This window comes from Borreliella chilensis, assembly GCA_000808095.1.
Classification (GTDB): domain Bacteria; phylum Spirochaetota; class Spirochaetia; order Borreliales; family Borreliaceae; genus Borreliella; species Borreliella chilensis.
The window spans coordinates 129070-146645 of sequence record CP009910.1 but is presented as its reverse complement, the minus strand read 5'-3'; the positions used below and the strand labels follow the sequence as shown (position 1 = coordinate 146645).

The 17576-nt window shown below is 28.5% G+C and carries 13 protein-coding genes and 1 pseudogene; 11 read left to right on the top strand and 3 right to left on the bottom strand.

Annotated elements, in window-relative coordinates; all coding sequences use genetic code 11:
• Positions 1–82: 82 nt before the first annotated feature.
• Genes OY14_00715 through OY14_00705 form a run of 3 tightly spaced genes read left to right on the top strand, consistent with a single transcriptional unit; the run spans position 83 to position 3009 of the window.
• Positions 83–1201 carry a glycine/betaine ABC transporter ATP-binding protein gene (locus OY14_00715; protein AJA89986.1) on the top strand — a complete coding sequence of 373 codons (1119 nt, stop codon included), beginning with the start codon at positions 83–85 and terminating at the stop codon, positions 1199–1201.
• Positions 1202–1207: 6 nt separating this feature from the next.
• A complete protein-coding gene (locus OY14_00710; GenBank protein ID AJA89985.1) occupies positions 1208–2107 on the top strand; it encodes a glycine/betaine ABC transporter permease in 900 nt (299 codons plus the stop codon).
• A gap of 17 nt (positions 2108–2124) precedes the next feature.
• Complete coding sequence (locus OY14_00705; protein ID AJA89984.1) at positions 2125–3009, top strand: glycine/betaine ABC transporter substrate-binding protein; 885 nt, start codon at positions 2125–2127, stop codon at positions 3007–3009.
• Positions 3010–3072: 63 nt separating this feature from the next.
• Here OY14_00705 and OY14_00700 read toward each other — a convergent pair.
• Positions 3073–3288: pseudogene (locus OY14_00700) on the bottom strand (hypothetical protein).
• Positions 3289–3415: 127 nt separating this feature from the next.
• Here OY14_00700 and OY14_00695 point away from each other — a divergent pair.
• The 6 genes from OY14_00695 (at position 3416) to OY14_00670 (ending at position 11855) form a co-directional block, all read left to right on the top strand.
• Entirely contained in the window at positions 3416–4651 is a 1236-nt protein-coding gene (locus tag OY14_00695; protein ID AJA90628.1) for a transporter, read from the top strand.
• Positions 4652–4661: 10 nt separating this feature from the next.
• Positions 4662–5615: a membrane protein gene (locus tag OY14_00690; protein ID AJA89983.1), complete on the top strand. Its 954-nt coding sequence runs from the start codon at positions 4662–4664 to the stop codon at positions 5613–5615.
• Positions 5616–5633: 18 nt separating this feature from the next.
• Positions 5634–8846 carry an acriflavin resistance protein gene (locus OY14_00685; GenBank protein AJA89982.1) on the top strand — a complete coding sequence of 1071 codons (3213 nt, stop codon included), beginning with the start codon at positions 5634–5636 and terminating at the stop codon, positions 8844–8846.
• A gap of 1 nt (position 8847) precedes the next feature.
• Positions 8848–9156 (top strand): hypothetical protein, encoded by a 309-nt coding sequence (locus OY14_00680; GenBank protein AJA89981.1) that lies wholly within the window; start codon positions 8848–8850, stop codon positions 9154–9156.
• Positions 9153–9809: a hypothetical protein gene (locus OY14_00675; protein AJA89980.1), complete on the top strand. Its 657-nt coding sequence runs from the start codon at positions 9153–9155 to the stop codon at positions 9807–9809. The genes OY14_00680 and OY14_00675 overlap by 4 nt, the downstream gene beginning before the upstream one ends.
• A 153-nt stretch (positions 9810–9962) precedes the next feature.
• Entirely contained in the window at positions 9963–11855 is a 1893-nt protein-coding gene (locus OY14_00670; GenBank protein AJA89979.1) for a long-chain fatty acid--CoA ligase, read from the top strand.
• Here the strand turns inward: OY14_00670 and OY14_00665 are convergent, their stop codons facing one another.
• Positions 11856–13742: a penicillin-binding protein gene (locus OY14_00665; protein AJA89978.1), complete on the bottom strand. Its 1887-nt coding sequence runs from the start codon at positions 13740–13742 to the stop codon at positions 11856–11858.
• 141 nt (positions 13743–13883) lie between these two features.
• Between OY14_00665 and OY14_00660 the strand changes: the two genes are divergently transcribed.
• A complete protein-coding gene (locus OY14_00660; protein AJA89977.1) occupies positions 13884–15254 on the top strand; it encodes a histidyl-tRNA synthase in 1371 nt (456 codons plus the stop codon).
• Between the two features lie 45 nt (positions 15255–15299).
• Here the strand turns inward: OY14_00660 and OY14_00655 are convergent, their stop codons facing one another.
• Positions 15300–16433, bottom strand: a complete 1134-nt coding sequence (locus OY14_00655) for a hypothetical protein (GenBank protein AJA90627.1) — start codon at positions 16431–16433, stop codon at positions 15300–15302.
• A 182-nt stretch (positions 16434–16615) separates the two neighbouring features.
• Between OY14_00655 and OY14_00650 the strand changes: the two genes are divergently transcribed.
• Positions 16616–17560 (top strand): hypothetical protein, encoded by a 945-nt coding sequence (locus tag OY14_00650; GenBank protein AJA89976.1) that lies wholly within the window; start codon positions 16616–16618, stop codon positions 17558–17560.
• The last annotated feature ends 16 nt before the right edge of the window (positions 17561–17576 follow it).

The following is a 17576-nucleotide window of genomic DNA, read 5'->3' as shown; positions in this document are numbered from 1 at the left end:
GATCGGCAAAAACTTAATAATTTTAGTATAATTTATAGTGATGTGTTATGAAGTATAATGCAGGCTTATTGAGGAGTTTGCTTTGGATAGGGTTACTGTTAAGATTAGAGATTGTTATAAAGCATTTTATTATCATGTTGATAAAAGGCAGATAAGTCAAGCTATAAAGGATTATGAAGATGGTAAAGATAGAATGAAAATTTACAAAGAATCTTCTATTTTTATTGCAAATGCTAATATTAATCTTGATGTTTATGAAAATGAAATTTTAGTTATTATGGGTATGTCAGGTTGTGGCAAGTCTACTTTAGTAAGATGCTTAAATGGTATTTACAAAATAGATTCAGGATCTATTTTAGTAAATAACATGGAAATGAATGCTATAAATCGAAAAGATCTTTCTAATTTAAGAAAAGAAAAATTTGCAATGGTTTTTCAAAATTTTGGACTTTTCCCCCACATGAATGTATTGAGAAACGTTACTTATGGACTTGAGGTTAAGCATGTTCCTAGGAAGATAAGAGAAGAGCGTGCTATTGAGGTATTAAATCTTGTGGGATTGGAAGATTCAAAATATAAGTATATTAATGAGCTTTCTGGAGGAATGAAGCAAAGAGTTGGAATAGCAAGAGCGTTAGTGGTTAATCCAGATATTCTTTTAATGGATGAAGCTTTTTCAGCTCTTGATCCATTAATTAAAGGAGAAATGCAAGAAGAACTTTTAAGATTAGTGGCTAAGCTTAAAAAAACGGTGGTGTTTATTACTCACGATTTAATTGAAGCTTTTAAATTAGGACATAGAATTGCTTTTATGAGAGATGGCAAAATTATTCAGGTTGGCAAACCTTTGGAAATTTTAGCTAATCCTAGTACGGATTTTATATCTAATTTTATTAAAAATTTGCCTGTTTTAAATATTTTAAAAATAAAAGATATTTTAAGAGATGATTTTGATTTAAATTCTGGTAGTGATAATGGTTTAAATGTTATTATTAAGTATCAGGGTGAAAGTTTTAGTTTATACGATAAAATCCTTAATAAAAGATATGATAATCTTGTATCTTTAAATTTAGAGCTAAATGATGAGATAAAAAAAATTGTTGAATACTTAAATAAGCAAGATTATTTAATAATAAAAGAGAGAGAAGCTATTGTCGGATATATTAATTTAAATGAAATTTCTAAGTTATTGTCGAGATAAAAATTTATGAGTAAAGATTTTTTTATATTAAAAATAGATAATTTTTTTGATTTTTTGGTTGATAATTTTTCAATTTCTGATGGGGTAGGTTTTTCTAAAAGTATAATTTTTTTATATGAAAGTTTAAAAAATTTATTTCTTTTTGTTAATCCCATTTTTTTGATTTTGACTGTATGCTTACTAAGTTTTGTTTTTTTGAAAAAGCGATTAGTATTTTTAATTTTACCCGGGTTCTTTTTTATTTTATATTTTAATCTCTGGGAAGCCTCAATGGATACAATAGCTATTATATTTGTTTCTGTATTTGTTTCTGTTATTTTGGGAATTCCCATAGGTATTTCTGGAGGATATTTTCCAAGATTTTATGTTTTTTTAAAACCCATTTTAGATTTAATGCAGGCTATGCCTCCTTTTATTTACTTGATTCCCGCTATTCCTTTTTTTGGAATGGGTACGGCTTCTGCTATTTTTGCTACAATAATTTTTGCCATGCCTCCTGTTATTAGATATACAAGGTTAGGAATTGTTCAAGTTCCAGATGAGGTAATAGAAGCGGCCAAGTCTTTTGGCAGTAGTGATCTTCGTATTCTTTTACAGGTCCAGCTTCCCCTTTCTCTTCAAAGCATAATAGAGGGTATTAATCAGTCAATAATGATGGCAATATCTATGATAGTAATTGCTGCAATGGTTGGATCGTCTGGTTTGGGTAGGACTGTGATTTACTCTATAGAAAGATTAAATTTTGGTGAAGGTTTAATATCTGGATTAGCAGTTGTTATTATAGCTATTATTTTAGATAGGATTATGCAATCTATTTTTATTAAATTTAGCTATTTGAATACAGATCATTATGGCGGGAAGAGAGAAAATAAATTTAAAAGATTTTTAGAAATTTATAATAAGTAAACAAATGGAGGTGTTTTATGTATTTTATCAATAAATTATTTTTTAGTCTTTGTATTTTTTTCGTTTTTTTGTCTTGTGATGAAAAAACTAGCTCAAAGAATTTAAAATCGATAAAAATTGCATATGTGAATTGGGGTGGAGAAACAGCAGCTACAAATGTAATGAAAGTTGTTTTTGAGAAAATGGGCTACAATGCAGAAATATTTTCAGTTACAACATCTGTAATGTATCAATATTTAGCATCTGGAAAAGTAGATGGTACAGTATCTTGTTGGATTCCTACAGCCGATAAATTTTATTACGAAAAACTGAAAACAAAATTTGTTGATCTTGGTGCAAATTATGAGGGAACCATTCAGGGGTTTGTAGTGCCAAGTTATGTACCAATTTTTAGTATTAGTGAGCTTAAGGGTAAAGGTGATAAGTTTAAGAATAAAATGATTGGTATAGATGCTGGTGCTGGAACTCAGATTGTTACAGAGCAAGCGCTTGATTATTATGGATTGAACAAAGAGTATGAGCTTGTTCCTTCAAGTGAGAGCGTTATGCTTGCAAGTTTAGACTCTGCAATAAAGAGAAATGAGTGGGTTTTAGTTCCTTTGTGGAAGCCTCATTGGGCCTTTTCTAGGTATGAAATTAAGTTTCTTGATGATCCTGATTTAATTATGGGAGGAATTGAGAGTGTTCATACTCTTGTTAGGCTTGGTCTTGAAAACGATGATCTTGATGCATACTATGTTTTTGATCATTTTTATTGGGATGATGATTTAATATTGCCCTTAATGGATAAAAATGATAAAAAACCGGGTAAGGAATATCAGAATGCAATTGAATTTGTTGAAAACAATAAAGAAATTGTAAAGATGTGGGTTCCAGAAAAATATAAGGCTTTATTTGATTAATCTTTTTTGAAATTCTTTTAAAGATGTTGAAATAGGATTGTGTTGGGGAATAAAATCATCTTCTCCTTTGAATAGGGCATTACATCTTATTATTCTTAATGTCATTAGTATTAAGGCTGTTAAAAAATTGTATTTTTTAAGGCATTCAATTGAGTACTTTGAGCAACTAGGTTTATATATGCATTGTAGTCCAAATATTTTAGAAAGAGTGTTTTGGTAAATTTTTATCAAAAAAATAAGAGTATAGTTTAAAATAAATAAAATTTTGAAAATGTTCATACTTAGAATTGTATTATATTATAATGATTAATCAAATGAATTGAAAATAGTAATTAAGTTTTATAAATTTAAAGTTTTAATTTTTATTATAAGGGGGCTTCAAATTAAAAAATTTTTTTTAATTTTTATTACTGTTTCTTTTGCTTTTGCTGAAATTATTCAAATATCACCTAAACAAGCTGTAAATATGGCTTTAAAAAATAGCTTAGATTCAGAAAATGCTCTTTACAAGGAAAATATAAAAAAACTTTATAAAAATAATGCCTGGAATGTTTTTGTTCCAAATGTTAACCTTAGTTCTACGCTTAGTAGAAATGCCTCTGCTTTAAGTGAGTTAGAGAGAGATTATTGGGGTTTAGGGTTTGGAGTTGTTGTGAGTCTTTCTTTGTCGCCTTCTGTTTTAAAGAGAATGGAGCTTGTTATGTTGGAGTATGAAAATGCAAAAATAGAAAGGGAGAGCGCTGTTCGCAATATTAAGCTAAATGTTCTTAAGTCTTACAATCAATTGATAGCGCTAAAGAGTACTTTGAAAGTTTTTGAGAGTCAAATACAAAATAGTAAGCTTAAATTTGAGCAAGCCAGAATTGCTTATAATAATGGACTAATATCAGAAATAGATTTTCTTGATGCACAGCTTAAGCATAAAAAATCTCAGCCAGATTTAGATGGGCAGATTATTAATTTTGAAAAATCTAAAGAAATTTTTAAATTATTAATAGGATTAGATCCAGATCAAGATTTTGAAATTGTTGGAGAATTGCCAGATGAGACAATAGATTTTTCTTTGTTTAATGAAGCTTTAAATTTTAATGAATCATTGGAAATTAAGGAGTTGAATATGCGTTTAAAAATGACAGAGCAGCTAATTAGTTCACTGTGGTTAGATGCTTTTTTACCAAGCCTTTCGCTGTCATTTTCTTACTCTCCTTATAGATCATTTAACGAAAATTCTAAGGGTTTTTCAAGTGGATTTTTGGCATCCTTGAGCTTGAATTATGGGTTAACTGAGATATTTCCATTTTCAAAGAGTTTTACAACAATACAAGATAACAACTATCGACTAAAAATACTGAAAAACAATGTTGAAGGTAAAATTAGAAATTTAAAATCTAGCATTGTGCAGAAAAGAAAGGATATCAGAAGATATAAAGCAATTCTTGATGCTTCTAAAATTAATGTTGAATTAGCTAATAAAAATTATCAAATGGCATTTAATGCTTTTAATTCTGGGGTCATGGATCTTTCTAAATTAAATGATATTGAGCTTGTTTATAAGCAAAGTGATTTGAAGTTTATTGCAGATAAATTAAATTACTCCAACTCTATACTTGAATATAAGGATTTAATAAACTCATTAGACTAGAGGTGTTTTTATGAATTTGATTTTTAATGTTAACATATTTTTTAAAAAATATTGTTTAGTTTTATTCTTAGTTTTTTTTGCTTGTGTAAATAAGAATAAGTTAGATGATAAAAGTATTAATAAGGATAAAGAAAGTTCTTATAGATTTCCAATAGTTGCAATGAATGTCAAAAAAGGTGACTTAAGTGATTATTTGTCTTTAAATGGAGATGTGGATACAAAAGTTAAAGCTGATATTTTCCCAGATGTTTCAGGGAAAATAACTTCTTTGAGAATAAAACTTGGAGCTTATGTTCAAAATGGACAAATAGTTGCAACTCTTGATCCTTCAAGACCTGGTTCTGTATATTTGAAAAGCCCAGTAAGAGCGCCCATCTCAGGATATATTTTAAATATTAAAAAAAAAATTGGCGAAACAGTTAATTCTCAGTCTAGTATAGCAGTAGTAGGAAAGATAGATACAAAAGAAATTTTAACTTATGTATCTGAGAAATACATTTCAAATATTAAAGTTGGAAATGATGCTATTATTGAGGTTGGAGCTTATCCCAATGAAAAGTTTAAAGCTAAGGTTTCAGAAATATCGCCTGTTTTAGATTCTAAGAGCCGCACTATTGAGGTGTATCTTAAGCCTATTGGTAGCAATGTAGATAAATTGATTATTGGGATGTTTGCTAAAATTAAGCTTATTACTAAGCGCTTTAAAAATGTAATTAAAATTCCAAGAGAGGCTGTTATTGAGAGAGAAGGTAAAAAATTTGTTTTTAAGGTTGATTTAGACAGCAAAAGTGTTCGAATGTTACCGGTTACAGCACTTTTTGAAATAGATGGTATTATAGCTCTTTCAGGTGAAGTTGAAGAAAACGATTTAATTGTAGTAGAAGGAATGTCTACTCTTTCTGATGGAACTCTAATAAATTTGGTAGATACAAAAGAGAGTCTTTCAGTTGAAAGCAATATTTAATTTATTAGGGGATGCGTTATGTTGGTAAAGAAAATAGTTGGCAAACCAATAACAATGTTGATTTTATTTTCATTGTTAATGATGATAAGTTTATATACCTTTTCAAGATTAAAAGTAGACCTTTTGCCTGGGATTGATATTCCTCAAATAAGCATTCATACTTTTTATCCCGGTGCTTCTCCTAAAGAAGTTGAGGAGAGTGTCTCGAGAGTTCTTGAGAGCGGTTTAAGTTCTGTAAAGAATTTGAAAAATATATATAGCATTTCTTCTAAGGAAAATAGCAGTGTTTCGCTTGAATTTTATCATGGAACCGATTTAGATTTAGTTTTAAATGAAATTCGGGATGCTCTTGAATTGGTAAAATCTTTATTGCCTAGTAAATCACAGACCCCTAGAATTTTTAGATATAATCTTAAAAATCTTCCTGTAATGGAAATTATTATTAATTCTTCAAGGTCAGTTTCTGAGCTTAAAAGATATGCCGATGAGATCATTAAACCTGGACTTGAAAGGCTTGATGGAGTTGCAATTGTTACTGTTAATGGTGGGAGTAAAAAGCGTGTTTTAATTGAAGTATCTCAAAACAGATTAGAGTCTTATGGACTTTCTTTGTCAAGAATATCTTCAATTATAGCATCTCAAAATTTTGAGCTTTCAGCAGGTAATATATTGGAAAATAATTTGGAATACTTGGTTCAAGTATCTGGGAAATTTAAATCAATTGAAGAGATAGGTGATGTTGTCATAGCTTATAAGATGCCCGATGTTTCTTCTGGTATAAATTCATCTGCTATTGAGATAAAACTTAAGGATATCGCTAATATTAAAACTGATTTTGAAGATTTGTCAGAATATGTTGAATATAATGGTTTACCTTCAATTTCTTTGTCGGTTCAAAAACGTAGTGATGCCAATTCTATTGCGGTTTCTAATGTTGTTGTGAGTGAAATAGAAAAATTAAAATTATCTATGCCTAAAGACATGAGATTGGAAATTGCTTCTAATAGTACGGATTTTATTAAAGCTTCTATTTCAACAGTTGTAAATTCAGCTTATTTTGGAGCTATGCTTGCGATATTTGTTATTTTTTTCTTCTTAAGAAGCTTTAGAGCTACAATAATTATTGGAATTTCTATACCAATAGCAATTGTTCTTACCTTTTGTTTAATGTATTTTGCAAATATTTCTCTTAATATTATGAGCCTTGCAGGTCTTGCACTTGGGATTGGAATGGTTGTTGACTGTTCAATTGTTGTAATAGATAATATATACAAATATAGGCAAAAAGGTGCAAAACTTATTTCATCGTCAATCCTTGGAGCCCAAGAGATGATGTTGCCTATTACATCTTCAACTTTTACTTCTATTTGTGTTTTTGGCCCATTTCTTATTTTTAAATCGGAGCTTGGAGTATATGGAGATTTTTTTAAAGACTTTTCATTTACTATTGTCATTTCCTTAGGAGTTTCTCTTTTAGTTGCGATTTTTTTGGTTCCTGTTTTGTCAAGTCATTATGTCGGTTTATACACTGGTTTTCAAAAAAATATTAAGAGTTCTTTTATTGGTAAAATTGATGCTTTTTTTGCTAATATTTATTATTTTTTAGAATTTTTGTATATCAATTTATTAAATATGGTTTTAAATCATAAATTAATCTTTGGGCTGATTGTGTTTTTTAGTTTTATTGGCAGTTTGTTTTTAGGATTATTGCTAGATGTGACAACTTTTGCTAGAGGTAAAGAAAATTCGATTGTTATTAATTTAAATTTTCCTCATAAAACTAATTTAGAATATGCAAAAATTTATTCTAATAAATTTTTAGAAATTGTTAAGAATGAGGCTAAAGGATATAAAAGCATTATTTCTACATTAAATGCTGATAGAATAACCTTTAATATATTATTTCCTCTTAGAGAAGAGTCAAAAGATAAATTGATTGAAAGTATAGATTATGATGCTATTAAGTATAAAATTATGAATCGTATTGGAAATCTTTATCCTGAATTTAGCGTTGATCCTTCTAGCGGCAATGCTTTAGGTGGTGGGGATTCTATTAAAATTAAAATTTCAGCTAATGATTTTGAATATATAAAAGATTATGGGAAAATTTTGGTTTCTATGCTAAAAAAAGAAATTCCTGAACTTGTAAATCCAAGACTTAGTATAAATGATGATCAACTTCAAATTGGCGTTGAGATAGACAGAGCTCTGGCCTATAATTACGGTATTGATATGAACACCATTTTAAATGAGTTGAAGGCCAGTGTTAATGGCGTTGTTGCTGGGCAATATGTGGAAAATGGACTTAATTATGATATTGTTCTTAAGCTTGATAGAATGGATGTTAAAAATTTAAAAGATTTAGGAAAAATATTTATTACAAATCTATCTGGAGTTAAAATCCCTTTTTCATCAATAGCTACTTTTGAAAAAACCAATAAGGCTGAATCTATTTACAGAGAAAATCAAGCTTTAACTATTTATCTTAATGCAGGTGTTTCTCCAAATGATAATTTAACTCAAATTACCGCAAAAGTTATAGACTTTATTAATAATAAGGTACCCCATAAAGAGGGTGTATTACTTAAAGTTGAAGGGGAATATAATGAATTTTCAAACATCATGAATCAGTTTAAAATAATTATTATGATGGCTATTATTGTTGTTTTTGGTATTATGGCTTCTCAATTTGAATCTCTTCTAAAGCCTTTCATTATTATTTTTACAATACCTTTAACGGCAATAGGGGTTGTACTTATTCATTTTCTTGCAGGTGAAAAGCTTTCTGTTTTTGCTGCAATTGGAATGCTTATGCTTGTTGGTGTTGTTGTAAATACAGGAATTGTTCTTATAGACTATACTGGCTTATTGATTAAAAGAGGATTTGTTCTTAGAGAGGCAATCATTGAATCATGTCGTTCAAGGCTAAGGCCAATTTTAATGTCTTCTTTAACTTCGATAATAGGGCTTATTCCGATGGCATTTTCTAGTGGTAGTGGGAATGAACTTCTAAAGCCAATTGCATTCACTTTTATTGGTGGAATGACAGCTAGTACGTTTCTTACCTTGCTTTTTATTCCTATGCTTTTTGAAATTTTTTCCAATATTGTTTTGAGTTTTAAATCTAAGTTAAAAAGGATGATGCCTAATTCGGATGCTGTTGAATCATTAAAAATTAATAATTCAACTAAAAATAGTTATGATAATCTATTTGAAGAAGATGAGGATTGATATGGCTAAATTTTATAGATATAGAATTGAGATAGTTTCTAATGTATCTTTAGAGCTTGATATTTTTGAATGTATGAAAAAAATAGAGCAAGAGCTTGGAGAATCTATATATTATTCCAAGATAGAAAATGTTTACGGAAAAGGCAAAAAGGGCGAAAAACATGGTGATGGTGTTTGGCCTGAGGAAAATTTTATTTTGATTATTTATACCTCCAATCAATCTGTTGTAAATAGATTGAATGATATTGTAGAGAATTTGAATCGTTCTTATCCTACAGAGGGAGTTAATTTTTTTGTTTTGAAAAATTGATACTTGATGGCAAAATTTCACTTACTGTTTTGGATAATAAATCTTTGAATAATAAAAATTATGTTTTAAGATTTGAGCGTAAAAATATAATTTTCAAAGAAGGTCAATATTTATTGCTAAGTTTGCAGAATTTCCACTCAAGAGAGTATTCTATTTATTCAGGAGTAGATGATAATTTTTTTGAAGTATTAATACGAGAATTAGAAGTGGGTAATATTTCAAAAAAACTTAGAATGTTGCAAGCAGGCGATCAAATTTATGCCGATGGTCCTTTTGGACATTTTGTTTTAAATGATAAGCATTTAAAACAAAATAAACTTCACTATTTTATTGCAACAGGTACAGGCATTTCTCCTTTTCATTCTTTTGTTAAGTCTAAGGCTAATCTATTTTATAAGCTTATTCATGGAATTAAAACAAAATCAGATAAGTATAATTTTAAAGACTATGAAAATTATACTTCTTGTATTTCTAAAGATAAAGAAGGAGATTTCTCAGGAAGAGTGACTGATTATCTTAAAAATGATAAAATAGATTCTAGTAATACTGTTTTTTACATTTGTGGGAATAATTGGATGGCATTTGACGTTTTAGATATTTTGAGGGAAAAAAGCGTTGCTTGCAAAAATATTAAAACGGAAATTTACTTTTAGATTTCAAATTATTGTTTTTTAAATTTTGTTTTGATTTTTTAGGTTTTTATTCTTATTAGCTTTTTGTGTAGTTTTTGCAATAGGAGACTTTATGAATTTATGGTTAATAATGGTATAATAAATGATATTAATTTTGTTTAAAAGGAGGATTGTATGTCAATAGCAAAGACATTCTTTGAAGTGGCTGATCAACAAAAGGATAAAATTGCTCAAATATATAAGGTTTGCAATGGGTATGTCCATGTTACTTATGGCGACTTAAAAAACAATGTTTTAAAGCTCGCTTCCTTTTTAAAATCAATCAATGTTAAGCATCAAGATAAAATATTTATTTGTTCTGAGAATAGGGCCGAGTGGACTGTGATAGATTTTGCAATTTTGTCTTTAGGTGCTGTTGACATTCCGAAAGGTTCTGATGTTACTCTTTTTGAAGCCGAAATTATTTTTAACTCTATTCTTCCAGACATAGTTATTTTAGAAAATTTAAATCTTCTTGATATGTTTGTCCAAATTCAATTTAGAGTAAAACCAATATTTATTATTATTGAAGATTTAGCTAAAGAAGATAGAGCAAAATATAATGATTTTGTAATTTATACTTATAATGATTGTATTTTACTTGGAGACAATTTAATAAAGGATTCAGAAATTGTTAATATTGCAGGCAAAGTTAGTTCTGATGATATGGCAACAATAATATATACTTCTGGAACAACAGGCAATCCCAAGGGGGTAATGCTCAGTCATGCCAATCTTCTTTATCAGGTTTCTAGTTTTAGTTTAATGGTTGATACACAGGTGGGACAAGTATTTATGTGCATTTTGCCAATTTGGCATTCCTTTCAAAGGTCTTTTTCTTATAATATTTTCCTTAAGGGAATGGCTTGTTTGTTTTCCACTATTGTTCCAAGGGCAATGCTTGATGATATTAAGAATATTAATCCCCATTATATTGCAGCTGTTCCTAGGCTTTGGATTGCAATAAGGCAAAATATTTACAAAGAAGTTTCCAAGAAGCCTTTTCTTTCTAGGGTAATTTTTCATTTTTTTGTGAAATTAGCATTTTTTAGTGATATTTGTTATAGGGCGGTAATGGGGTTTTATCCAGATAATGGGTTTAGTTTATTTTTTCCTATAAAGAAAATTTTGGGAATATTTGGGTTAATCTGTTTATTCCCTTTTAAAGCTTTAGGAAATGTTTTAATTTTTAATAAAATAAATAAGATCTTGGGCAATAATTTTGTTGTTGGAATTAGTGGTGGTGGAAGCATGCCTTTGTCTGTTGTTAGGTTTTTTAATTCGATTGGTATTGAACTTGCCAATGCTTATGGATTGACAGAAACTTCACCTGGGGTGGCTTCTAATAAGCATAAAAAAGTTATTATTGGGACTTGTGGTAAAATTTTACCTGGGACTATTGCTGAGATTAGAGATGCTGATGGTAATAAACTTAAAAAGCCTGGAAAAGGAATTTTATTTATAAAAGGGCCTCAAGTAATGCTTGGTTATTATAAAGATAGAGAAGCAACTTGTAAGATTATTGGTTCTGATGGGTTTCTAAACACAGGTGATATTGCAAAATTATCTAAGGATAATGTTGTTCAAATTATTGGTCGAGAAAAAGACACAATTGTTTTAAATAATGGGGAAAATGTTGAGCCTGCTCCGATTGAGATTAAGCTTGAAGAGTCAATATTGATAGAAAAAGCAGTTGTTGTAGGGCAAGATCAAAAATTTTTGGGCGCTCTTATTCTTCCAAATTTTGAAGAAATAAACAAATATCTAGAAAGTGTTGGGCAAAAAATTCTTGATGCTAATAATAGGCGTCAAATTATTGCAAATAATATTGTTCTTAAGGCTATAAATGATGAGATAAAAAAATTGATCAATAGAGCTAATGGATTTAAGCCTTTTGAGCAGGTATTGAAGTTTGCTCTTTTGGAAAAACCATTTGAAGTTGGCAAAGAAATATCTATAAAAATGGATATTAAGCGAAACTATATTTTAAATTTTTATAGAAATGAAATTAAAAATTTATTTACCTAATTATTTCAAATACAGTTCAAGCTCTAAAATATCTTCTAATTTGGTATTAGGAGGTATGCTTTGCTTGTAAACAAATCCATCACCATTTATTTTTATTTTTATAGTGTTTTTATAGTATTTTAGTATATCTATTGTTTCTCTTTTAGAAAGATTAATAAAATTTGGCAAGTATGCTTTATTTTTATAGTTAACGGTGGCTTTAGGGATAGTAATTTTTGATGGCATTTTGATTTTTTTATATGTGCTTGTATTTTGTTGGTATTCAATAAATTCTATTATTTCTTTTGCCATTGGAGCTGCTATTCTTGTTCCATATATTATTTTTTTGGGGTATCTGTATACAATATAAATAATATACTTCGGTTTTTCTGTGGGGTATATTGCTAAGATAGAAGATGTATAGTCTTCTTCTGAATATTTGCCCGTTTTTCTGTCAATAGCCTGGGATGTTCCACTTTTTGCAGAAATGTTAAGATTTTTAATTTTAAGATTTGGAATTCCCCCTTTATTTACAACTTCTCTCATCATTTTTAAAACTTCTTGTGCTGATTGTTTGGATATTACTTTTTTTACTTCTTCTTTATCAAATTCTTTAATAATTTCTTCTTTGTCGGTGCTTATTTTTTTTATTATTCTAGGTTTTAGCATTATTCCATTGTTACTTAATATGCTTGCAGCTTGTAATATTTGAATTGCTGAAACGCCTATTTCTTGTCCAAATCCAATTGTAGCTTTGCTTCGTCCTGACCATTTTGAATAATGATTTAATAGTCCTTTTGTTTCTCCAGGAAATGGAAATCCAACTTTTTCTCCAAATCCAAAATCTAGAAGTTTTTTGTAAAAGTATTCATTACTAACTTTCTCAGTAATGTAAGCTATGCCTACATTTGATGAATAAATTAAAATCTCTGCGGAGTCGATATATTTATAGGGAGGATTTAAAGTTTTGATTGTAATCGTTTCTCCTGATGGAAATTGTTTTTTATATATTCCATTGTCTAAAAATTTTTCTTCTAAATTTAATTTTCCACTTTCTAATATTATTGCAACTGTAAAAATTTTATTAATGCTTCCAGGCTCATAGGTTAGTGATGAAGAGAGGTTTTTTCGTATCTCTTCAGGATATTCATAATAAAAGTTTGCATCATATTGAGGGAATTGAACCATGGACAATATTTCTCCGTTTTGGGAGTTCATTACTAAAGTAATCAAACTTTCAGGATTATTTTCTTTAAAGTATTTTTTAGCTATGTTGCTAATACCTTGTTGCATATTTATGTCTATTGTTAAGTATATGTTGTTTGTTTCTAATTCTTCATTTAAAAATTTTTGTTTGGTTTTATCTTTTCCTAATATACTGTTTAGAGAAAATTCTATTCCCTCAAGGCCAAGATTGTCTGTTCCTACAAAGCCAGTAATATTGCTTGTGGTATGGCGAAAAGGATAAATTCTTGTGTAATCAGGGTACAAAGTAATGTTTGAAAGTCTGCCTTCGGATTGAATTCTTTTGATTAGATCCGATTCTTCTCTTTTTATTTTTCTTTTTATATATAAAAATCCTTTCTTGGAAGAAAGCTTTTCTTTTAAAATTCTTGAATCAATTTGGAGTATTGCGCCAAGAGTTTCAGATGTGTTGACAATATTTTCTATTTTTTGAGGATTTGCTCCGATTGAATATGACTTTGAAGAGAATGCTATTGGTTTTCCATTTCTATCATAAATTTTCCCTCTTTTTACAATATCATTTGATTTTGAAGACATTGTGCTCTCTGAGCTGTTGTTAAAAACCATTAGTGTTAAATATTTATAAATAGTTAACAAAGTTATACCTAAAAAGATTGTCAATATTGACTTTATTCGAAAATTGTTAGACGTGCTTTTAGCCATTAATTTTAGGTCCCTTAAATTATTTTATGAATATACATAATAAAAAACATTCATTTTTTTTTGCATCTATATTATTATATGTTATTATATTCTGAAAAAGTAGATTGTTGTATTAGCATATTAAGCAGAGGTTGTAATATAATGGATGTTAAAACTTTAAAAGGCTTTAAAGATTATTTGCCAAAAGATTCTTTAATTCGAACTCATATTGTTAGGCAGATATTTAGTGTTCTTAATTCTTATAATTTTGATTTAATAGATACTCCAGTTCTTGAATATTCAGAGTTTCTTTTAAAAAAGAGTGGAGATGAGACCGAAAAGCAAGTTTATAGGTTTAAAGATAATGGAGACAGAGATGTTTCTATGAGATTTGATTTAACTGTTCCTTTTGCCAGATTTGTTGCTACAAATGCTTCTGTTTTGAAATTCCCTTTCAGACGTTCTCAATTTGGAAAAGTTTTTAGAGGAGAGAATTCTCAAAAGGGTAGATATAGAGAATTTATGCAATTTGATTTTGATATAGTAGGGGAGGACAGTTTCAGAGGTGATGCTGAGATTCTTTCTGTTGTGTATTATGGACTTGAAGAGATTTTTTTGAATTTTATAGAAGGCATTAATAAAAAATTTGTTATCCATTATTCCCATCTTGGTATATTAAATTCTTTTTTTGAAAAATTAGGCATTAAAGAAAAGTCTATTTTTATTTTAAGAAATATTGACAAAATAGATAAAATAGGAATTGAGAAGGTTGAAGAGACTTTGCTTTTTGAGATTGAAAAAGAAGCCGTAGATTCAATCTTGAGTTTAGTAAATTTGCAAGGTACTTTTGAAGATAAAATACAAGCTTTAAAAAGTATTTTAGGTGATAACGAGTCTATTAAAAGAGTGGAAGATATTTTCCGTCATCTTAGTTTATTAAGGATTCAGGATTCTTTTAACTTGAATCTTAAAATATCTCGTGGGCTTGATTATTATACAGGCATTGTTTTTGAATCTGAGGTATTTGGTAGTAATATGGGCAGTGTTTGTAGTGGGGGAAGGTATGATAATTTAGTTTCTTCGTTTTCAAGCTCTATTCAAAAGATTTCGGGAGTTGGAGGATCTTTTGGTGTTGACAGAATTAAGGACATAATTGATCTTGAAAAGTTTAGTTATATTAAGATATTTGTCACTAAGGCTAGATCTAAAGTTTTAATTGTAAATCTGGATAGTGCTTTGCAAAATTATTATTATGAACTTGCTACTAAGTTTAGGAATCATGATTATTCTAAGATTAAAAATATTTCTTGTGAAGTTTATTTTAAAAATAAAAATGGTAAAAATATTAAAGAACAAATAGAATATGCTTTGAGTAAAGAGATAAGATTTTTGGTTTTTGTTGGTCAGGAGGAATACAAAGAAAATAAAATGAAGGTAAGAGATTTGACAAAAAAGGAAGAATTGTTGCTTTCTTTTGAGGAGGCAACAAATGTTATTAAATGTAATGAAAAGTTATTGTGTACCCCTTTTTAATCTCAAGTCTTTGTACTGAAAAATTTTGGCAAATATTTATTAATATTAATTTGTATTTTTATCTATTTTTCTAATTGTGATTGCATTTAAAGTAAGCTGGTTCTTTTTATATTCTATTTGTCCAAGTATTTCAACAGTGTCTTTAAAATCAATATCAATATCAAAGGTTGTTTTTGTTGGGATGATTCCTGAGAGTATGTTCTTGTTGTACCCTACATAAAAGTCAAAATGAATTATATTGTCTTTTTTTTCAATATTATTTACTATGCCTTCCCATTTTACATATACGTTTGAATAGATCGATGGATCTTTTTTAATATCTTTTAAGTCTAAATATTCATTAAAGCTAATAAAATCTGGTCTTGAGATAAAACTTGCAAGATTTTTGGCTTTTAGTTTTATGGATTCTGATGCATTTGAATTTAATATTTTATTTATTTCTACTCTTGCAAAATTGTCTTTTCCTGTTTTTAAATAATTTTTAATTTTTTCGAATGAATTTTTAATTTCTTCACTGGTAAGTATCAATATAAATTGACCTTCTTCATTTTTTATCTTTTCTTTGTTATTTATTTTAATGTCATCAATGTAAGCAGAAATGTTGTTTAAATTTTTGTTTATTTCTGTTTTTAGATTTGCAAATCTTGTGTTTTTTTGTTCATAAAAAACAAAATAGATTGCTAACATCGAAATAAATACAATTCCCCCAATAATAATAATAATTATTATTATTAACTTTGTTGGATTTCTATCGGGTATTGTTTTAATTATTGGGAATAATTTCTCATATAGTCTGCTATTTTTTAAAAAAACAGGTCCTTTGATAGGGTTTTTCCGAATAATTTCAAGAGATAGCTCTGATCTGTCTACTTCTTGATTTTCTTCTATCATTTTAAGCCATATCTGAACGGCCTTTTCTTCTTTACCTTGGCTTGCTAAAAGTATAGCAATTGCCTGTTTTATGTTTGATTCGCTTGGGTTTAAAGTGTAAGCTTTTTTAAGATATGTTTGAGCGTTACCAAGGTTTCCAATACGAAGATAAGACATTCCTAAAACATAATGATACAGATAGTAATTTTTATAGAAAAAAATTTCTTTTTCTAGTAGCTTTATTGCTTGTGAATATTTTTTTGAATTGTAGTAATAAATAGACTTGTTTATAATTTTATTAGGTTCCATAAAGCTAGAATTTGATCCCATAATTTTCTTTTTAATATTATACATATAAGATTTTATTTTTAAAGAATAATAAATAGAATATTGTTATTTTGCCCTAATTTCTTGTTTGACTAAAAATTGATAAATGGTATAATTACATAAAGCGTGATGGGGTTTGTATATATTTTTAAAATGGTGGGAATGTGTCATCAGAAAGAATCGTTGAATTGATTAAAGAGATTTATTTAGATTTTAGGAAAGGCAACTTTAAAGAGGCTTTAATAAAATCCGAAGAAGCTCATTCTCTTGATTTTGATAATATTGAAATTTTAACAGCTTTAAAAAGCTCCGTTTATTGGAACGGTCAAGTTGAAAGTCTTGATAGAATAGGACAAGATTATGAAAAAGCAGAATTTTTAATAAGAGAGTGGAATAATTTTGCAGGACGGTATTTAAAAAAGATGGGTTGTAATTTTTTACAAGGCCGTAATTCTATAAAATATTTTGTGTTTCAGACTTGTCTTTATATATATAAAAATATATATAAAATTCAGCCAGAAAATTTAGATCTTTTAATAAAAATTGCTAAGTCTTATAAAGGCATGGGTAATTATGAGAGAGCGATTAATGTTTTTTTGCAAATATTAGGAGACACTAAGGAAAATGCAGATGTTGTTGCAGAGCTCGCTGATTCTTATGCGCTTGTTGATGAAATCAAAGAGGCTAAAGTATTATTCAGAGAGGCTTTTTTTATTAATCCTCAAAAGATAGATATATATTCTCTTGAGTCTGATATGATTTTAAGGTTAATAGATCTTATTAAATCTGACAGAAACATTTCAGATGATCTTATAAAAGAATGGATTCCCGTTTATGGTTCTCTTAATGGTGTTTTTAATATTAAAAGAGAATTAAGACCTATAGAGCTTGGGCAATTAAAGCAGTCTGTTTACAGCTTGCGCAATGAACTTAAGGAAAAATCTTATAGAGCGATAAATGAAAGCATATTGCTTCCAAGGCTTATTAATAAGTACTTTTGGCTTATTGATCACTATATAAGGATAAAAGAAGATAGGGCGCGTATTGATGAGATTTTGTTATATATAAAAGAAATAGACGTGGGAATTTATCAACAGTATGTAAATTAGTTGCTTGATGCTAAAA

Bases quoted from the DNA above. Each gene is read 5' to 3' on its own strand.
- OY14_00710 (AJA89985.1), top strand. From the start codon at position 1,208: ATGAGTAAAGATTTTTTTATATTAAAAATAGATAATTTTTTTGATTTT.
- OY14_00705 (AJA89984.1), top strand. From the start codon at position 2,125: ATGTATTTTATCAATAAATTATTTTTTAGTCTTTGTATTTTTTTCGTT.
- OY14_00690 (AJA89983.1), top strand. From the start codon at position 4,662: ATGAATTTGATTTTTAATGTTAACATATTTTTTAAAAAATATTGTTTA.
- OY14_00685 (AJA89982.1), top strand. From the start codon at position 5,634: ATGTTGGTAAAGAAAATAGTTGGCAAACCAATAACAATGTTGATTTTA.
- OY14_00680 (AJA89981.1), top strand. From the start codon at position 8,848: ATGGCTAAATTTTATAGATATAGAATTGAGATAGTTTCTAATGTATCT.
- OY14_00670 (AJA89979.1), top strand. From the start codon at position 9,963: ATGTCAATAGCAAAGACATTCTTTGAAGTGGCTGATCAACAAAAGGAT.
- OY14_00665 (AJA89978.1), bottom strand. From the start codon at position 13,742: ATGGCTAAAAGCACGTCTAACAATTTTCGAATAAAGTCAATATTGACA.
- OY14_00660 (AJA89977.1), top strand. From the start codon at position 13,884: ATGGATGTTAAAACTTTAAAAGGCTTTAAAGATTATTTGCCAAAAGAT.
- OY14_00655 (AJA90627.1), bottom strand. From the start codon at position 16,433: ATGGAACCTAATAAAATTATAAACAAGTCTATTTATTACTACAATTCA.